This window comes from Pseudomonas sp. GW821-FHT07B01 (assembly GCF_059419065.1).
Genome location: NZ_JBWKRA010000019.1, coordinates 45,317 through 64,446, shown reverse-complemented (window position 1 = coordinate 64,446; position 19,130 = coordinate 45,317). Strand labels below are relative to the sequence as shown.

General features: G+C 58.7%; 14 protein-coding genes and 4 tRNA genes. 6 read left to right on the top strand and 12 right to left on the bottom strand.

Going from position 1 to position 19,130, the window contains the following annotated elements:
• Nucleotides 1–37: 37 nt before the first annotated feature.
• A complete protein-coding gene (locus AC07S6_RS20015; RefSeq protein ID WP_054897261.1) occupies nt 38–1,168 on the top strand; it encodes a carbon-nitrogen hydrolase family protein in 1,131 nt (376 codons plus the stop codon).
• A gap of 4 nt (nt 1,169–1,172) precedes the next feature.
• Complete coding sequence (locus AC07S6_RS20010; RefSeq protein ID WP_034127942.1) at nt 1,173–2,207, top strand: AraC family transcriptional regulator; 1,035 nt, start codon at nt 1,173–1,175, stop codon at nt 2,205–2,207.
• Between the two features lie 366 nt (nt 2,208–2,573).
• On the opposite strand, the gene AC07S6_RS20005 is transcribed toward AC07S6_RS20010, so the two are convergent.
• Together AC07S6_RS20005 and AC07S6_RS20000 are read right to left on the bottom strand one after the other, a co-directional pair.
• Nucleotides 2,574–3,392, bottom strand: coding sequence for a DUF2242 domain-containing protein (locus AC07S6_RS20005; RefSeq protein ID WP_495112869.1), 819 nt, complete (start codon nt 3,390–3,392; stop codon nt 2,574–2,576).
• Between the two features lie 88 nt (nt 3,393–3,480).
• Nucleotides 3,481–4,380: a LysR family transcriptional regulator gene (locus AC07S6_RS20000; protein WP_490615061.1), complete on the bottom strand. Its 900-nt coding sequence runs from the start codon at nt 4,378–4,380 to the stop codon at nt 3,481–3,483.
• A gap of 116 nt (nt 4,381–4,496) precedes the next feature.
• On the opposite strand from AC07S6_RS20000, the gene AC07S6_RS19995 reads away from it, so the two are divergent.
• Together AC07S6_RS19995 and nhaA are read left to right on the top strand one after the other, a co-directional pair.
• Nucleotides 4,497–5,678, top strand: a complete 1,182-nt coding sequence (locus tag AC07S6_RS19995; protein ID WP_495112868.1) for an MFS transporter — start codon at nt 4,497–4,499, stop codon at nt 5,676–5,678.
• A gap of 118 nt (nt 5,679–5,796) precedes the next feature.
• Complete coding sequence (nhaA, locus tag AC07S6_RS19990; protein ID WP_032903442.1) at nt 5,797–7,140, top strand: Na+/H+ antiporter NhaA; 1,344 nt, start codon at nt 5,797–5,799, stop codon at nt 7,138–7,140.
• Nucleotides 7,141–7,340: 200 nt separating this feature from the next.
• On the opposite strand, the gene AC07S6_RS19985 is transcribed toward nhaA, so the two are convergent.
• The 10 genes from AC07S6_RS19985 to AC07S6_RS19940 all read right to left on the bottom strand — a co-directional run bounded on the left by AC07S6_RS19985 (nt 7,341) and on the right by AC07S6_RS19940 (nt 16,766).
• Nucleotides 7,341–9,215: a SurA N-terminal domain-containing protein gene (locus tag AC07S6_RS19985; RefSeq protein WP_495112867.1), complete on the bottom strand. Its 1,875-nt coding sequence runs from the start codon at nt 9,213–9,215 to the stop codon at nt 7,341–7,343.
• Nucleotides 9,216–9,443: 228 nt separating this feature from the next.
• Entirely contained in the window at nt 9,444–9,716 is a 273-nt protein-coding gene (locus AC07S6_RS19980) for an HU family DNA-binding protein (RefSeq protein WP_003174819.1), read from the bottom strand.
• Between the two features lie 149 nt (nt 9,717–9,865).
• Nucleotides 9,866–12,262 carry an endopeptidase La gene (gene lon / locus AC07S6_RS19975; protein ID WP_495112866.1) on the bottom strand — a complete coding sequence of 799 codons (2,397 nt, stop codon included), beginning with the start codon at nt 12,260–12,262 and terminating at the stop codon, nt 9,866–9,868.
• Nucleotides 12,263–12,451: 189 nt separating this feature from the next.
• Complete coding sequence (clpX, locus tag AC07S6_RS19970; RefSeq protein ID WP_003192254.1) at nt 12,452–13,735, bottom strand: ATP-dependent Clp protease ATP-binding subunit ClpX; 1,284 nt, start codon at nt 13,733–13,735, stop codon at nt 12,452–12,454.
• Between the two features lie 112 nt (nt 13,736–13,847).
• Nucleotides 13,848–14,483, bottom strand: a complete 636-nt coding sequence (gene clpP / locus AC07S6_RS19965; protein ID WP_003192255.1) for an ATP-dependent Clp endopeptidase proteolytic subunit ClpP — start codon at nt 14,481–14,483, stop codon at nt 13,848–13,850.
• A gap of 91 nt (nt 14,484–14,574) precedes the next feature.
• Nucleotides 14,575–15,885, bottom strand: coding sequence for a trigger factor (gene tig, locus AC07S6_RS19960; RefSeq protein WP_054917375.1), 1,311 nt, complete (start codon nt 15,883–15,885; stop codon nt 14,575–14,577).
• A 401-nt stretch (nt 15,886–16,286) separates the two neighbouring features.
• Nucleotides 16,287–16,362 (bottom strand) — tRNA-His (locus AC07S6_RS19955).
• Between the two features lie 77 nt (nt 16,363–16,439).
• Nucleotides 16,440–16,524, bottom strand: a tRNA-Leu gene (locus AC07S6_RS19950).
• 57 nt (nt 16,525–16,581) lie between these two features.
• Nucleotides 16,582–16,657, bottom strand: a tRNA-His gene (locus AC07S6_RS19945).
• A 32-nt stretch (nt 16,658–16,689) separates the two neighbouring features.
• Nucleotides 16,690–16,766: transfer RNA gene (locus AC07S6_RS19940), tRNA-Arg, on the bottom strand.
• A gap of 275 nt (nt 16,767–17,041) precedes the next feature.
• Between AC07S6_RS19940 and folD the strand changes: the two genes are divergently transcribed.
• The gene (gene folD, locus AC07S6_RS19935; RefSeq protein WP_003192259.1) at nt 17,042–17,896 is read left to right on the top strand and encodes a bifunctional methylenetetrahydrofolate dehydrogenase/methenyltetrahydrofolate cyclohydrolase FolD; all 855 of its coding nucleotides are present in this window, start codon (nt 17,042–17,044) and stop codon (nt 17,894–17,896) included.
• A gap of 207 nt (nt 17,897–18,103) precedes the next feature.
• Nucleotides 18,104–19,027, top strand: a complete 924-nt coding sequence (pbpG, locus tag AC07S6_RS19930; protein ID WP_057974949.1) for a D-alanyl-D-alanine endopeptidase — start codon at nt 18,104–18,106, stop codon at nt 19,025–19,027.
• Nucleotides 19,028–19,130: the final 103 nt, after the last annotated feature.

Genomic DNA, 19,130 nt, shown 5'->3' with positions numbered 1-19,130 from the left:
TCGCGAACCCTGCACCTGGTCTGTTGTCTGTTGCCCCATGCGTAAACTTCTAGCGTTCACCGTCATCATGGCCCTGGTTGCCTCACTCGCCGCGTACTTGGTCTGGACCCAGGAGCGCCCCGTGGCGCATTACCTGTCCGACCTGCGCATCACCCTCGCCGTCAACGAGGGCGAACCAGCCGACCGGGGCAACCTGCTGGGTATCCAGCCGGAACTGTTCCCTGCCGATTACCAGAGCCTGGAACGCCTGCACCTGAAGCTGTCGGCCTACCTGCAAAATGCCCGGGACCTTGGGCTGATCAATGCCAAGACCGTTGTGGTGCTGCCGGAACATATCGGCACCTGGCTGATGCTCGGCGGAGAAAAGAATGAGCTGTACCAGGCCGCTCACCTCAAGGACGCCATGAACTGGCTGTCGATCAGCAACCCGCTGCAATTTGCCAAAGCCTGGATCAGCGCCACTGGCGACAACCGCATGGACGATGCGTACCTGCGCATGAAAGCCCCGGCAATGGCCCGCGACTATCAAGTGTTGTTTGGCGGCCTCGCCAAAGAATTTGGCGTGACCCTGGTGGCCGGTTCCATCGCCCTGCCCAACCCGAGCGTGATCCAGGGGCAACTGGAGATCGGCCACGGCGCGCTGTACAACGCCAGCGTGGTGTTCGCCGCCGACGGCTTGCCGCTGGGCCAGCCGCAGCGCCAGCTTTACCCGATCTACGATGAACGTGGCTTCATCGAACCTGGCGATGAGCATGTCGTCAACGTTGTCGATACCCCCGCCGGGCGCCTGGGCATTCTGGTCGGCAGCGACAGCTGGTACCCGGACAACTACCGCAAGCTCAACGAGCAAGGCGCGCAATTGATCGCGGTACCCGCTTTTGTCACCGGCCGCGATACCTGGGAGCGTCCGTGGCGCGGTTTCAAGAGCGTATCTACGCCCTCAGAAGTGAGCCTCAAGCCCGAAGAAACCAGTGAGGGCGCGGCCTGGCGTCGTCTTACCCTGATCAGCCAGCCACCTGTCAGCGAAGCCACCGCGGGCATGAGCGTCTTTCTGCGCGGGCAATTCTGGGACCTGGGCAGCGCCGGCCAGAGTTTTCTCAGCCGCAATGGGCAAGTCTTCGCCGATGGCGACGCCCATGGTGCGCGCCTGCTGAATATCTGGCTGTAGCGCCGTGAAGCCGGTGCGCCTGGGGGATCTGTCGGTGGGCTTCGTGCACACCCTGGCCGACGCCATCCACAGCCACGGCCTGGACCCACAGCCCCTGCTGCTGCAATACGGCCTCGATCCAGCTCGCCTGGCTGAGGCCGGCGCACGCTTGTCGATCCCGCGCTACATGCGCCTGGGCCACGCGGCCATTCAACTGACCGGCAACCCCGGCCTGGGTCTGCGTATGGGCCAGCTCAGCCGCTTGAGCCAGGCTGGTCTTGCCGGCGTTACTGCCGCCCAAGCGCCCACCGTGCGCGAAGCGGCACGCACGCTCACACGCTTTGAAGCACTGTACGGCTCCAACTATCGCGGGCAATCAAGCTTTCATGAAGACGCCGAAGGCGCGTGGCTGAGGTTTTATTCCATCAGCCCCTACAACACCTATAACCGCTTTGTGGTGGATTCGATCATCGCCGGCTGGCTGCAGCAATTGTCTGGCCTGGCGCAACAGCCGGTGCAGGCCCAGCGCATTGAAATCGAATTCGACGCGCCGGACTACCACGACCACTACAGGGTGCTGGGAGAGGGCGTGGTCCACTTCGGCGCCGAGGTCAATCAACTGCGCCTCAGCCAACCCACCCTGGCGCTGCGCAACCCGCAGCATTGCCCAAGCACCTGGCACCTGTTGCTACAGCTGTGTGAAAGGGAATTAGAGCAGTTGACCCGCACCCGCAGCCTGCGCGAGCGCATTACCCGTTTGCTCGGGCCGATGCTCAATGGCGGCCGGGAACCCGACCTGGAGGAAGTGGCGGCACGCTTGAAGCTGCCAACCTGGACATTGCGGCGCAAACTGGCCGAGGAAGGCACGCAGTTTCGCGCGATCCTCAATGACACCCGTCGCGACCTGGCCATGACCTACATTCGCGATACGGAACTGGCGTTCGGCGAGATCGCCTACTTGCTCGGTTTTGCTTCGGCCCAAGCCTTCCAAAGGGCCTTCAGACGCTGGAACAACCAGACCCCAGGGGAATTTCGCCGCAGTCAGCGCCACTCCGCCTGAAGTCGGTGTTACAGCTCGGTGGCATCGTCGGCAGGATCCAGTGGGTCTAGCTCGAATGCCTGATACTCCAGCAGCTCTTCCTGGTAATCGTCCATGGTGGACTCCTTTTCGTGTTGAAAGCGGTTGCAGATTAATGACCTGCGAACCCAGCCTAAAGTGCCGTCATGACGAAAAAATGTCGACGTCGTGACATTCCTGCTCTTCAGGATTAAACGTAGCGGCGATCACTGGATTTAACTCAACCGCAACCTCGATCAAAATGTGGGAGCGGGTTTGCTCGCGAAAGCGGTGGGTCATTGAACACACTTGGCGACTGTTACACCGTATTCGCGAGCAAGCCCGCTCCCACATCAGAACAGCATTGCGTTACTGCGCAGGCATCGGAAGCGGTGGAATCGCTTCCGTCGGCGCCGGCAAGGACGGATCAGTCGGCGCCGGTGCAACCGGAGCAGGCTCTGTCACCGGTGCAACCGGAGCGGGCTCTGTCACCGGTGCAATCGGTGCAGCCTCAGGTGGCGGCGCAAGCGGCTCTGCAGCGGCAGGCGCTACAGGCACCTCCTTCGGCGCTTCGACCTTCTCGGCTGCCGGAGCGGTCTTGGGCTCGGGCACGCCGAGGTCGGCCTTGGGCTGCTCGGGGATATGCTCGGCCTGCTTTACTTCCTGCGGCAGGAACACGTCCACCAACGCAAAGTAACGCTCGTAGAACTTCGGTGCCGAGACGGTCTCGCTTGCCACCTTCACCATCGAGTCGTCGGTGGAGCCAATCGGCATCGACACCGAGCCCAGCACGCCCACACCGAGGCTCGCGGAGTTGTTGACTTTCTTCAGCGCATAGCGGTCCTGCAAGGCGTTGGCAAACATCGTCGAGTGATTGCTGCCCTTGCCATCAGCAGCGCACACCACATTGAAACTGATCTGCAGGTGGGTCTCGCCGGTCTGCTGGAAACTCTTGTTGCCGGCCACCAGTTTCGGATCGCTGCTGGTGATGATGTAGCCCTGGCTCAGCAGGGCACGGCGCGCAGCTTCACAGGCCGCCACATCGCTGACCGGGTAATCGCGGGAAAACGTACCGGAATCGTCGAAATTCTCATGTTCATAGATAGCGGTCTTGGGTGACGAGCAGCCCGCGGCGCCCGCCAGCACCAGCGCCAACCCGAGATTGCGCAAGTGAAATGATGTCGACATTGAAAATCCTGAAGAAAACGGTCCGGACGGTATTGTGCAACAGAACGCGACATTGAAGCGCGATTCCTGTCGGTAAAACATCTCAAGCTCAGACAGCGGCGTCAGTAGGAAAAAGCCCGGCGCACATATGATCGATAAAGGCCCGCAGCTTGGCCGAAGCATGGCGACTGGCCGGCCACAGCAACCAGAAACTGCCGCGATGTTCGAGGTGCTCATCCAGCACCCGTCGCAAACGCCCATGCTGTACGGCCTGGTTGACCATGTAGTCCGGCAGGCACGCAATGCCCAGTCCTTCTTGCACCACATGATTGAGGGACTCGATGGTGGTGCTGACCAGCGGTGCGCGCAGGTTCAGTTCTGCAGCCCCCGGGACATGACGCAGCGGCCAAGGCTCCAGCTTACCGGTGGCGCAGAATTTGTGCCGCAGGCAGGCGTGATGATTCAGGTCCTGGGGCCGACGGGGGGTGCCGTGCTGGTCGAAGTAGCCGGGCGTACCGACGAGGACCAACTGGTAATGCCCTAGATGGCGTACCATCAAGCGCGAATCTTCTGGCTTGCCGGTGCGAATCACCGCGTCGAAGCCCTCCTCTATCACGTCCACCATGCGATCGGAAAAATCCACATCCAACTCGATGTCCGGGTAGGCACGCATAAAATCGCTGATCACCGGCATCAACAAACCACGCACTTGGGGCACACTGATCCGCAGCTTGCCGCGAGGCTTGGCAGTGACCTCAGTCAATTCCTGTTCGGCCGCTTCCAACTCCGCCAGGATGCGCCGCGAACGTTCCAGGAAGAGCGCGCCCTCGCTGGTCAGAGTGATGCTGCGGGTGCTGCGATGAAACAACCTGACGCCCAGGCGCTCTTCCATTCGCGCAATGCTTTTACCCACCGCCGACGATGACACGCCCAGTACGCGGCCCGCAGCGGTGAAGCTAAGCGTTTGCGCGACCTGCACAAAAACCGAGAGGCTGCCCAGATTGTCCATGGTGATGCCTTTGCCGATTGCGGACATCAACGTCCGATAAGTTCGGAACCTTAGCCTGTTTTTCCGCGCCTCGCAGCCCCCTACCCTGGCTCCTTGCCCTTTCAAGGAGAGCCCCGATGAACGACAGCCACCAATTGATCGATACAGCCCCCCACGCTGAACGCCTGCCCCTGGCCGGTCTGCTGGCGTTGGCCTGCGCCGGCTTTATCACCATCCTGACCGAGGCGATGCCCGCCGGTTTGTTACCGCAAATCGGTGCTGGGCTCGGGGTCTCCCAGGCTCTGGTCGGGCAACTGGTAACGCTCTATGCGCTCGGCTCGTTGCTCGCCGCTATCCCGCTGACATTGCTGACCCGGGGTTGGCGCCGGCGGCCGTTGCTGTTGATCGCCATCGGCGGCTTTGCATTGGTTAACAGTGTCACCGCCTTTTCCAGCCACTATGGCTTGACCTTGGCTGCACGATTCTTCGCCGGTGTGTTCGCTGGCTTGCTGTGGGCCTTGTTGGCGGGTTACGCCAGCCGTATGGTCGCACCTCATCTGCAGGGCCGGGCGATTGCGATGGCCATGCTCGGCGCGCCGCTGGCCTTGTCCCTCGGCGTGCCCGCCGGCACCCTGCTGGGTACGCTTGTCGGATGGCGCGCCAGTTTTGCCATCATGACTGGCCTGACCCTGTTACTGCTGATATGGGCGCGTTGGCAACTGCCGGATTTTGCCGGTGAACCGCCAAGCAAACGCCTCGGCTTACGTCAGGTACTGGCGTTGCCAGGCATCCGGCCGGTGCTATGGGTGACCTTTACCTACGTGCTCGCGCATAACATTCTCTATACCTATATCGCCCCTCTGCTGGTGCCCGCCGGTATCGGCCGCGAGATTGATCGCGTGCTGCTGGTGTTCGGCCTGATGGCCCTGCTGAGCATCTGGCTGGTAGGCGTCTGGATTGACCGGCACCTGAGGCTACTGACCCTCATCAGTTGCGCGATGTTCGCCGTTGCGGCCCTGCTGCTCGGACTATGGTTCAACTGCGTAGTCGCCATTTACGTCAGCGTGGCGTTGTGGGGGCTCGCCTTCGGTGGCCTCCCAGCGCTATTGCAAACCGCGCTGGCCAAGTCGGCTGGCAACTCGGCCGATACCGCCCAATCGATGTTGGTTACGGTATGGAACCTGGGCATCGCCGGAGGTGGATTAGTGGGCGGGCTCTTGCTCGAACGTTGGGGCGTCGTGGCATTTCCATGGGCAGTTCTAGGATTGATCGTGTTGGCGCTGGGTGCAATCCGGGGTAAAGCGCTGCCCGCACGATGACAAGTTTGTTTACAACTTATTCCTCACCTTCCTATCATCGCCCCTGGGTGCGTTGTTGCATAAAGCACGGCGCAGGTTAAAAGCCAAGCATTGGTCGGGCCGCCAATGGAGATTTGTCGTGCCTGATAAACACCCCGCCATTCCCCGCCCCCAACGTTTGACTGAGGGCGCGCTGTCCGCCCTTGAGCGCTTTTCACACATCGAAGCCGTCAGCGGTATCGTGCTGCTGCTCGCCGCCATCGTCGCGCTGGTGTGGGCCAACAGCCCCGCCGCCGCGACCTACGAGCATTTCTGGAACACGCCCATCACCCTCGGGCTGGGCGATTACAGCGTGTCGCGCTCCCTGCATTTTCTGGTGAATGACGGGCTGATGACCATTTTCTTTCTGGTAGTCGGAGCCGAGATCCGCCAGGAAATCAAAGACGGCGCCCTCGCTAACCTGAAGCTGGCCACGCTGCCGTTGGGCGCGGCGTTGGGCGGTGTGCTGATGCCCGCCCTCATCTACACCCTGCTCAACCACGGCACCCCCGCCGCGAGTGGCTGGGCGGTCCCCACCGCGACCGACATCGCCTTTGCCGTGGGCGTGCTCGCGCTGCTGGGCAAATCGATTCCCAGTGGCGTGCGCATCCTGCTGCTGGCCTTGGCGATCATCGATGACATCGTGGCGATTCTGATCATCGCGATCTTTTTCACCGCCAGCCTCGACTACATGGGCTTGGTGATTGCTGTCGGCGGGCTGGCCCTGGTGTTGGTGTTCCAACGCATGGGCATCAGCAAGGCGGCGATCTACCTGCTGCCAGGCGCTATCGTGTGGTTTGGCCTGCTCAAGACCGGCGTGCACCCAACACTCGCCGGGGTGATCCTTGGCTTGATGACCCCCGTCAATTCCAAGCCCACCCGGGAACGCCCGCTGGAAACCATCGAACGCACCTTCAACGAGCTGATGGACCGGTTCTCGCAGCCAGCCGAAGGGGCCCAGCAAGTCGCCACGCCCCTCAAACAATTGCGCGAAGCTCAACGGGAAATACTGCCGCCAGTGCAGCGTGTTCAATCGGCGCTGCACCCCTGGGTCGCGTTCGGCGTAATGCCGCTGTTTGCATTGGCCAACGCCGGTGTGAGCCTGGACGGTTTCAATCTGGATGACCCGCTGGCCCATGGCGTATTTATGGGTGTCGTCTTCGCCTTGGTGCTCGGCAAGCCTCTGGGCGTGATGCTGGCGAGCCTGGCGCTGGTCAAGCTCAACATCTGCAAACTGCCTGACGGTGTGACCTGGACGGGCGTTGGCCTGGTCGGCCTGCTAGCGGGGATCGGTTTCACCATGTCGATCTTTATCTCGTCCCTGGCATTTTCCGACCCTGCCCTGCTGTCGGCTGCGAAATTGAGCGTATTGGCGGCTTCAACCCTGGCGGCGGTGATCGGGTTGACGTGGGGCAAGCTCAAGTTTGCTGCCAAGCCTATCTGAGGCAGAGCACTAACCTGTGGCGAGGGAGCTTGCTCCCGCTGGGTCGCGAAGCGGCCCTAAAAAGCCGGGACTGCTGCGCAGTCAACGGGAGCAAGCTCCCTCGCCACAGTGACAGTCCCATTTAACTGAGTAGCCGCTTTATCAAGGGCAAAAAAAGACCCCGGCCTTTTCAGGTCGGGGTCTTTTTATTCAGGCCGGCATCAATACTTCTTGATGTCTGCCTGGGTTTCCAGCTGCTTGCGGTAGGCCGCGAAGTCCTGCTGGCCAATACGGGAAGCGAGGAAGCGGCGGTATTGCGCCTTTTCTTCGTCCGTAGGGGCCGCCGCTTCGTTCACGCCGTTCAAGCGCACGATCACCAGGCTGCCATCGCGCAGGCTCACGGTGGTGAAGGTCGGCTTGTCCTTGGCCGCAGGCTTGGGCATGCGGAACAAGGCTTGCAGCACGGCCGGGTCGATGGAGTCCTGACCACGGGTAGCTGCCTCAGTCACCTTCCAGGCCTGGCCGTCAACCGGCTGGTCCAGCGCGGTCTTGCCATCACGCAGGCTGGCGATCAACTCGTCGGCACGGGCTTTGGCAGCAGCGCTTGCGCGCTCCTTGGTCATCTGGGTGCGAATGGCCGCCTCGACCTTCTCGAGCGGCAGTTGGGCCGGCTTGAGATGCTCCTTGGCACGCAGCACGATGATGGTTTCCGGGTCCAGTTCGATGGCGCTGCTGTTGGCACCTTCATCCAGCACTTCCGGGCTGAATGCGGCAGTGACCACGGCACGGTTGGCCGCTACACCTTCGCCACCCTCGCGGCCAAACGGCGCGGAGGTATGGACGGTCAGCTTCAGGTCAGACGCCGGCTGGGCCAGGTCAGAGGCTTCGAATGCCGCATCTTCCAATTGCTTGGTCGCTTCGACAAAACGCTGTTCAACCTGCTGTGCCTTGAGCTCGCGGGTCAGCTTGTCTTTCAGGCTGGCGAACGATGGCACTTCAGGCGCTTCAACGCCCAGCAACTTGATCAGGTGCCAACCGAAGGTGGTGCGCACCGGCGCCGACACCTGGTCTTGCTTCAAGCCGTACAAGGCGGTTTCGAAGTCCGGGTCGTAAACACCAGGGCCGGCAAAACCGAGGTCGCCGCCATTGTTGGCCGAACCTGGATCCTGGGAGAACTCCTTGGCCAGGGCTTCGAACTTCTCACCCTTGGCCAGGCGCGCCTGGATGTCTTCGATCTTGGCCTTGGCTTGCGCCTCGGTGACCTTGTCGTTGACTTCAATCAGGATGTGCGCGGCACGACGCTGTTCAGCGAGGTTGGCGGTTTCCTTCTCGTAGGCAGCCTGCAGCTCATCGTCCTTGACAGTAACCTGGTCGAAGAAGGACGACTTCTTCAATTCCAGATAGTCGATGACCACTTGGTCCGGGGTCATGAACTCTTTGGCGTGCTGGTCGTAATAGGCTTTGACCTCATCGTCGGTGAGTTTCACCGCCGCGGGGTCAGCCTTGATGTTGACGGTGGCGAAATCGCGGGTCTGTTTTTCCAGACGGGCAAATGCCAGCACCTCGGCGTCGGTAACAAACCCGCTGCCGGCGATGCCTGCGCGAACCTGGCCGATCAGCATTTCCTGGGTCAGCATCTGACGGAATTGCATGCGGCTATAGCCCAGCTGGCGGATCACCTGGTCAAAGCGTTCGGCGTTGAACTTGCCGTCCACCTGGAATTCCGGCGTCTGCAGGATCACCTGGTCCAGCGCCGCTTCCGAGAAGCCGAACTTGGAATCGGCAGCACCTTGCAGCAGCAGCTTGCGGTCGATCAGGCCCTTGAGGGCAGCATCGCGCAGCAGTTTTTCGTCCAGCAGGGAAGCATCGAAATCCTTGCCCAACTGTTGCATCAGCTGGCGCCGTTGCATATCGACGGCTTGGCTCAGTTCGGTCTGGGTGATTTCTTCACCATTGACCTTGGCCACGTCCTGCTTGTTATTACCCGAAGCCTGGAAAATGGCTTCGATACCGGTGAACGCCATCAAAGCGACGATGATCCCGATAATGGTCTTGGCAATCCAGCCTTGTGAATTGTCCCTGATATTTTGCAGCATGCGTCCCCCAGAAACGGTTGAACTTCAAAAATTAGGCAACCGTGGAGCGTGGGTAGAGTCCGGATAGAAGAAAGGCGCATCCGAGGATGCGCCTTCTCGTAACTGGCGGAGCGGACGGGGGTTCGAATCTGCACCCCCGGCGTGGCGACCCGATACGTAGGTCAGCTACCGCTCCGCTGCCAGGCCAGACCTGCGTCCGACCCGGGTAAGCAAAGGCTTGAACGAAGCTTAGTTAACGGCTTCTTTCAGGGCTTTACCGGCTTTGAAACCTGGTTTCTTGGCAGCAGCGATTTGCAGTGCTTTGCCGGTCTGTGGGTTACGGCCAGTGCGAGCTGGGCGGTCAGTCACAGAGAAAGTACCGAAGCCTACCAGTACCACGGAGTCGCCGGCCTTCAGAGCGCCAGTGACGGATTCGATTACTGCGTCCAGCGCACGGCCAGCAGCAGCTTTCGGGATATCAGCGGATGCAGCGATAGCATCAATCAGTTCCGACTTGTTCACTCTAAGTCCCCTTATATATCTATTGAGTATGATTCTAAGTTTTTTGGTAAAAAGCAAAACCAGTGCTGAATGGCCTACAGACACTTAAGAGCCGCTTTATAACAAGGGCTCTAAAAAGCTGTCAAGGAAGCCCCCCAGGCTCCAACACATTAATGCGTGCTAATTCTTTCCTTGGAATCGGACTCGCGTTTTTCGTCCTTCGCGACGATCTCCGGGGCCACATCCGGCAAGGGCTCCGGCGCGTATTGCAGCGCAATTTGCAGGACCTCGTCAATCCATTTAACCGGTTTAATCTGAAGATCCTGCTTGATATTGTCAGGAATTTCCTTCAAGTCGCGAACATTCTCTTCAGGAATGATCACGGTCTTGATTCCACCTCGGTGCGCAGCGAGTAATTTCTCTTTCAGACCACCGATCGCCAATACCTGGCCACGCAAGGTAATTTCCCCGGTCATCGCCACATCGGCGCGCACAGGAATGCCGGTCAACGCTGATACCAGCGCCGTGCACATGCCTACGCCAGCGCTAGGGCCGTCTTTGGGGGTCGCCCCTTCCGGCATGTGGATATGGGTGTCGTGCTTCTCGTGGAAGTCCAGCGGGATGCCCAGGCTGCGGGCGCGGCTGCGTACCACGGTCTGTGCGGCGGTAATGGATTCGACCATCACATCACCCAGGGAACCGGTCTTGATCAACTGGCCTTTGCCCGGAATCACCGCCGCTTCGATGGTGAGCAATTCGCCACCCACCTGGGTCCACGCCAAGCCAGTCACCTGGCCGACCTGATCCTGCTGCTCGGCCAGGCCGTAGCGGAATTTCTTCACGCCCAGGAAGTGTTCCAGGGAATCGGCGACCACCTTCACAGAGAAGCGTTTTTCCAGCGCGTGCTCCTTCACCGCCTTGCGGCAGATCTTCGCAATCTGGCGCTCAAGGCCCCGTACACCGGCCTCGCGGGTGTAGTAGCGCACGATGTCACGGATCGCCTCGACCTCGAATTCGATCTCGCCCTTCTTCAGGCCGTTGGCCGAAATCTGCTTGGGCGCCAGGTACTTGACTGCGATGTTGATCTTCTCGTCTTCGGTGTAGCCCGGCAGACGAATCACCTCCATCCGATCCAGCAAGGCTGGCGGAATGTTCATGGAGTTGGAGGTGCACAAGAACATTACGTCAGACAAGTCGTAGTCGACTTCCAGGTAATGGTCGTTGAAATTATGGTTCTGCTCGGGATCAAGCACTTCGAGCAAGGCCGACGCCGGATCGCCACGCATATCGCTGCCCATTTTGTCGATTTCATCGAGCAGGAACAGCGGGTTGCGTACACCCACCTTTGTCATCTTTTGAATCAATCTTCCTGGCATCGAACCGATGTAGGTACGGCGATGACCACGGATTTCCGCTTCGTCACGCACGCCACCCAAGGCCATGCGCACGAACTTGCGGTTAGTCGCGCTGGCAATCGATTCCGCCAGGGATGTTTTACCCACACCTGGAGGCCCGACCAGGCACAGCACCGGCCCGCGAATTTTTTTCACACGCTTTTGCACGGCGAGGTACTCAAGGATGCGCTCCTTGACCTCTTCCAGGCCGTAATGGTCAGCGTCGAGAATCTCTTCAGCACGGGCCAGGTCCAGGCGCACCTTGGTCTGGGCCTTCCACGGCACTTGCACCAACCAGTCGATATACGAGCGCACCACGGTGGCTTCGGCCGACATAGGCGACATCTGCTTGAGCTTGTTCAGCTCGGCGGTGGCCTTGGTCAGGGCGTCTTTGGGCAGGCCAGCGGCATCGATACGCTTCTTCAGCTCTTCGATTTCGTTGTGGCCTTCCTCGCCGTCGCCGAGCTCCTTCTGAATGGCCTTCATCTGCTCATTCAGATAGTACTCGCGCTGGCTACGCTCCATCTGCTTCTTCACACGGCCACGGATGCGTTTCTCAACCTGCAGCAGGTCGATTTCGCCATCCAGCAACGCCAGCACGTGTTCGACACGGGCCGACAGGTCGATGATTTCGAGGATGTCTTGCTTCTGCTCGATCTTCAGCGCCATGTGGGCGGCCATGGTGTCGACCAGGCGGCTTGGCTCATCAATGCTGTTGAGGGACGACAGGACTTCAGCCGGAACTTTCTTGCCCAACTGCACATACTGCTCGAATTGCGAGAGCAGGCTGCGCACGAACACCTCGGACTCCCGCTCCGGGGCTTCGACTTCGTCGATCAGCGCCACTTCTGCGCGCAGGTGGCCGTCCACCTCCATGAAACGCTCTACGGCGCCGCGCTGCTCACCTTCGACCAACACCTTGACGGTGCCATCGGGCAGTTTGAGCAATTGCAGGACAGTGGCAATGGTGCCGACGCGATACAGGGCTTCTTCACCTGGATCATCATCAGCAGGATTCTTCTGGGCCAACAGCAGGATTTGCTTGTCGCCCGTCATCGCGGCCTCGAGGGCTTCGATAGACTTCTCGCGCCCCACGAACAGCGGGATAACCATGTGCGGATAGACGACGACATCACGCAACGGCAGGAGAGGCAATTCGATGGTTGTCTTCATGATTTCGCCTCTATGACAGTTCAAAAATAAGCTTGAAACCAAGATGGGGGTTACATGCAAAAAAAACAAGCTCAATGCCAGTAGTTAAACGCATGAATACACGCGAATTTAACCACCGCTCCGAGAAAAGCCCCCAAAAAAACAAGGGGCCCCTAAAGGCCCCTTGCTTGTACCGCAACTGCTGAACGCTTACGCGTCGGGTGCAGCCTTGGCAGCCGGCTCACTGTTTTCGTAGATATACAGTGGCTTGGACTTGCCTTCGATCACGCTTTCGTCGATCACCACTTTACTCACCTCGGACTGCGAGGGGATTTCGTACATGGTGTCGAGCAATACGCCTTCGAGAATAGAACGCAGGCCACGTGCACCGGTCTTGCGCTCCAGTGCCCGCTTGGCCACCGATTTCAGCGCGTCGGTACGGAACTCGAGGTCTACACCTTCCATCTCGAACAATTTGCCGTATTGCTTGGTCAGGGCGTTTTTCGGCTCGGTGAGGATCTGGATCAAAGCCGCCTCATCCAACTCGTCCAACGTGGCCAGGACCGGCAGACGGCCAACGAATTCCGGGATCAGACCGAACTTGACCAGATCGTCAGGCTCGACTTCACGCAGGGACTCGCCCACCTTCTTGCCTTCTTCCTTGCTACGCACTTCCGCACTGAAACCAATGCCGCCACGGGTGGAACGCTGCTGAATCACCTTCTCCAGACCGGAGAACGCACCGCCACAAATGAACAGGATGTTGCGCGTATCCACCTGAAGGAATTCCTGCTGCGGGTGCTTGCGGCCGCCTTGTGGCGGAACGGAAGCAACCGTGCCTTCGATCAGTTTCAACAGGGCCTGCTGCACGCCCTCACCGGAAACGTCCCGGGTGATCGACGGGTTGTCCGACTTGCGCGAGATCTTGTCGATCTCGTCGATGTAGACAATACCCATCTGGGCTTTCTCTACGTCGTAGTCGCACTTCTGCAGCAGTTTCTGAATGATGTTCTCGACATCTTCACCCACGTAGCCAGCCTCGGTGAGGGTGGTGGCGTCGGCGATGGTGAACGGAACGTTCAGCAGGCGAGCGAGGGTTTCTGCAAGCAGGGTTTTACCCGAGCCTGTAGGACCGATCAGCAAGATGTTGCTCTTGCCAAGTTCAACCTCGTCACCTTTCTTGTCACGCTGGTTCAAGCGCTTGTAGTGGTTGTACACCGCTACGGCCAGAACCTTCTTTGCACGCTCTTGACCAATGACGTACTGGTCAAGGATGCCGCTGATTTCTTTAGGCGAAGGTAATTTATGCGCACTGCTCTCGGCCTGGGCTTCCTGCACCTCCTCACGGATGATGTCATTGCACAGGTCGACGCATTCGTCGCAGATAAACACCGAGGGGCCGGCAATCAATTTGCGTACTTCATGCTGGCTTTTGCCACAGAAGGAGCAATAGAGCAGCTTGCCGTTGTCCTCGCCGTTGCGGGTGTCAGTCATTCGTTCGATCCAAATCCGATAGGCTTGCAACACAAGATGAAGGCTTATGCGGGCTTTTTCAAGCCCGCCAGTGGTCGGACATGCCGACCAGCCCTATTTTGAGCGGCTTATATTAAGCGGGGCGCTTGTCGATCACTGCGTCGATCAACCCGTATTCCTTGGCGGCTTCAGCGCTCATGAAATTGTCACGGTTGGTATCGCGCTCGATTTCTTCCAGGGTGCGCCCGCTGTGCTTGGCCATCAGCGTGTTGAGACGCTCACGAATGAAGAGGATTTCCTTGGCGTGGATTTCGATATCCGACGCCTGGCCCTGGAAACCGCCCAGCGGCTGGTGAATCATCACGCGCGAGTTCGGCAGGCAGAAACGCTTGCCTTCGGCACCCGCGGTCAGCAGGAAGGCGCCCATGCTGCACGCCTGGCCAATACAGGTGGTCGACACATTTGGCTTGATGAACTGCATGGTGTCGTAGATCGACATGCCCGCAGTCACCGAACCGCCCGGTGAGTTGATGTAGAGATGGATGTCCTTGTCCGGGTTTTCCGCTTCAAGGAACAGCAATTGCGCACAAATCAGGTTGGCCATGTAGTCCTCTACCGGGCCAACCAGAAAGATCACTCGCTCCTTGAGCAGGCGCGAGTAGATGTCGTAGGCGCGTTCGCCACGAGCGGACTGCTCGACAACCATCGGGACCAGGCCGCCTGCGGCCTGGATATCAGAGTTCTGCTGAATATAGGAATTACGGAACATGCTCTGCAGTTACTCCCAAATAGTCATGTCTTGAAAACGCATAAGCCAGCGCGAGGCTGGCTTATGGTTGAATTTCCAACGAGTTGGACAATCAGTCGGCTTGTGCTGCTTCCGCCGGTTTGACTGCTTCTTCGTAAGAGACCGCTTTATCGGTCACCTTAGCCTTCTGCAGAACAGTATCCACAACTTGTTCTTCCAGCACAACCGAACGTACTTCGTTCATCTGCTGCTCGTTCTTGTAGTACCAAGCCACGACCTGCTCAGGCTCTTGGTAGGCCGAAGCCATTTCCTGGATCATTTCGCGAACGCGGTCTTCATCTGGCTTGAGGTCGAACTGCTTGACCACTTCAGCCACGATCAGGCCCAGCACAACGCGGCGCTTGGCTTGCTCTTCGAACAGCTCGGCCGGCAGTTGGTCAGGCTTGATGTTGCCACCAAACTGCTGAACCGCTTGAACGCGCAGGCGATCCACTTCGTTGGACAGCAGGGCCTTAGGCACTTCGATTGGGTTGGCGGCCAGCAGACCGTCCATGACCTGGTTCTTGACCTTGGACTTGATAGCCTGGCGCAGCTCACGCTCCATGTTCTTGCGAACTTCGGTGCGGAAGCCTTCGATGCCGGTTTCCTTGATACCGAACTGAGCGAAGAACTCTTCGTTCAGCTCTGGCAGCTTAGGCTCGGAAACGCTGTTGACGGTAACGGTGAACTCGGCGGCTTTGCCAGCCAGGTCCAGGTTCTGGTAGTCAGCAGGGAAAGTCAGGTTCAGAACGCGCTCTTCGCCGGCTTTGGCGCCAACCAGGCCGTCTTCGAAACCAGGGATCATGCGGTTGGAACCCAGCACCAGCTGAGTGCCCTTGGAGGAGCCGCCAGCGAAGACTTCGCCGTCAACCTTGCCAACGAAATCGATGTTCAGTTGGTCTTCGTTCTGGGCGGCACGGTCGGCCACTTCAAAACGAGTGTTCTGCTTGCGCAGGATTTCCAGCATGTTGTCCAGGTCCGAATCGGCCACTTCGGCGCTCAGACGCTCGATTTCGATACCGTCGAAACCGGCCACTTCAAATTCCGGGAACACTTCGAATACGGCAACGTATTCCAGGTCCTTGCCCGCTTCCAGGGACTTGGGCTCGATCGAAGGCGAGCCAGCAGGGTTCAGCTTCTGCTCGACAACGGCTTCGTAGAAGGAAGCCTGGATCACGTCACCTACAGCTTCCTGGCGCGCATCGGCACCAAAACGACGCTTGATTTCGCTCATCGGCACTTTGCCTGGACGGAAACCAGCGATCTTGGCCTTTTGGGCAGTCTGCTGCAGACGCTTGTTGACCGCAGTCTCGATACGCTCTGCCGGCACGGTGATGCTCAGGCGGCGCTCGAGAGCAGTAGTATTTTCAACAGAAACTTGCATGGATATTCCTCGTTGCACAGACATTAGCCGGCCATTTCCGACCCCAATCAAGGGCATGCATTCTAGTGGGTCAAACTCAAGAAGTCACCCTACTGAAAACACAGCGGAAAACAGCCGGCAATTTATCGGTACGAAAGCACTGAAGTACCTCGCCCCGGTGACAAATACAGCCAAATTGCGCCAGGGCCCTGCGCCGCCCCTCTCTATATATAGAAGGAACAAGCATTCATCTCCCTGGCGGCCCGCCCTGCGAACAAGGCGAGCAAGCAACGCGGCATCATCGAGATACATAAATACGACGACACGCCCTGCCGGGGCAGCCCAGCACCTGCGACCACCCAATATCAAACCGCCAAAACCAAAAAAGGCGCCAGACTGTTAAATCTGGCGCCTTTCGAATATGGGGTGGACGAAGGGGATCGAACCCTCGACAACGGGAGTCACAATCCCGTGCTCTACCAACTGAGCTACGCCCACCATATTGCGTTAACAAAGAAACCAAACCACTTCTTTGTTGAGCCCTGCCCCGCCTGACGACCGGGAAAAGCTTTAATTGGTGCGGATGAAGAGACTCGAACTCTTACGCCTCGCGGCGCTGGAACCTAAATCCAGTGTGTCTACCAATTCCACCACATCCGCGCTTGAAGCTCTTAAAGCAAAGGCGCCAGACTGTTAAATCTGGCGCCTTTCAGAATATGGGGTGGACGAAGGGGATCGAACCCTCGACAACGGGAGTCACAATCCCGTGCTCTACCAACTGAGCTACGCCCACCATATAGCGCTACTTGTGCCAAAGCTGCCTAATGGCGCACCCGGCAGGACTCGAACCTGCGACCATCCGCTTAGAAGGCGGATGCTCTATCCAGCTGAGCTACGGGCGCCTTATTAATCTGTACTCTTGGAGGATTACAAACTAAGTGCTTCCAGCCTTGCAGTACAACTATTCTGCTTGACCTTCTTAACCAGTGCTAGGCTGTGCCCGACAAGTGCGACGAATAGTATAGATGCCCTGGAAACCCGTCAAATCTTTTTTGAAAAAAACTGATTTTATTTAAGGGGTTAGGGCAATTTGCAGACCAAGCGCCTTTGCCCTCGCGCCTTGGCATGCGAGAATGCGCGCACTTTTCTTCCCCCTCTCGATGGTTAATCACGCGTAATGACTGCACAACTTATCGACGGCAAATCAATCGCCGCCAGCCTGCGCCAGCAGATCGCCAAACGAGTCACCGAGCGCAGCCAGCAAGGCCTGCGCACGCCTGGCCTCGCGGTGATCCTGGTCGGCAGCGATCCTGCCTCTCAGGTTTATGTCTCGCACAAGCGTAAAGACTGTGAAGAGGTCGGCTTTATTTCCAAGGCCTACGACTTGCCTTCGGACACTACTCAACAGGCCCTGACCGACCTGATTGACAGCCTCAACGATGACCCGGGCATGGACGGCATCCTGCTGCAACTGCCGTTGCCTGAGCACCTGGACGCCTCCAAGCTGCTGGAGCGCATCCGCCCGGACAAAGACGTCGACGGTTTCCATCCTTATAACGTCGGCCGCCTGGCCCAACGCATTCCCCTGCTGCGCCCATGCACGCCTAAAGGCATCATGACGCTGCTGGAAAGCACCGGTGTCGACCTGTACGGCCTTGACGCTGTGGTGGTGGGCGCATCGAACATCGTCGGTCGCCCGATGGCCATGGAGCTGCTGCTGGCCGGCTGCACCGTGACCGTCACCCATCGCTTCACCAAGGACCTCGCCGGCCACGTCGGCCGTGCCGACCTGGTGGTAGTCGCCGCCGGCAAGCCGGGCCTGGTCAAGGGTGAGTGGATCAAGGAGGGTGCCATCGTCATTGACGTGGGTATCAACCGCCAGGAAGACGGCAAGTTGGTGGGCGACGTGGTGTATGAAACCGCCCTGCCCCGAGCAGGCTGGATCACGCCGGTCCCTGGCGGTGTCGGGCCGATGACCCGGGCCTGCCTGCTGGAAAACACCTTATATGCAGCGGAAACCCTGCACGGTTAATAACCAGACGTAATGAAAAAGCCCTGCCTTAGCGCAGGGCTTTTTATTACGCGTAAAAAAACCGTTTTTTCTTAGTTTTTAAGCACTTTCGTCTGGTTCTAGAAGAACATTCGACAGTTCTTCATCCATACTCCTAAAATGTAACGTCATTTTTCATAAGACCCGTTCTACAACGGCATTTCCTTACTTTTTAGCGAGTTCAGCCGCGTGAAAATTCGTCTTTCTATCGTTAGCCTGTTTTTTGCGTTAACAGGCACCTTCGCCCACGCCGCCGAATCCACCCTGGCCCCGCGTGACGCCTCCAAGCTGCAGATCGCCTCCGGCAGCGCCATGCTGGTCGACTTGCAGACCAATAAAGTCATTTATTCCAGCAACCCTGACGTGGTGGTACCTATCGCCTCGGTGAGCAAGCTGATGACTGGCCTGATCGTCCTCGAAGCCAAGCAGAATATGGACGAGTACATCGACATCAACATCACCGATACGCCCGAGATGAAAGGCGTGTTCTCCCGGGTGAAGATCGGTAGCCAGATGCCACGCAAGGAAATGCTCCTGATCGCGCTGATGTCTTCGGAAAACCGCGCCGCCGCCAGCCTCGCCCACCACTATCCAGGTGGCTACGCGGCCTTCATTGCCGCGATGAACGCCAAGGCAAAATCCCTGGGCATGACCAGCACCCACTACGTAGAGCCCACCGGACTGTCGATTCATAACGTGTCGACCGCCCGCGACCTGAGCAAGCTGCTGGCCTATGCGCGCAAGTTTCCAATGCTGAGCCAGTTGAGCACCACCAAGGAAAAGACCGTGTCGTTCCGCAAGCCTAATTACACCTTGGGCTTCTCCAACACCGACCACCTGATCAACCGCGCCAATTGGGATATCAAGCTGACCAAGACCGGCTTCACCAACCAGGCCGGCCATTGCCTGGTGTTGGTGACGAGCATGGGCAATCGCCCGGTGTCGCTGGTGATCCTGGATGCCTTTGGCAAGTTCACCCATTTTGCCGATGCCAGCCGTATTCGTAGCTGGGTCGAGACTGGCAAAGGCGGCGCAGTGCCGGATGTAGCGCTGCGTTACAAGGCCGATAAAAACCTCAAGAACCGAGCGACCGCTACGGAAGTACGTCGATAAGCAACGGTTTTAGTGTGGGAGCGGGCTTGCTCGCGAATGCGGTGGGTCAGCCATGAATGTAGCGACTGACACCCCGCATTCGCTAGCAAGCCCGCTCCCACAT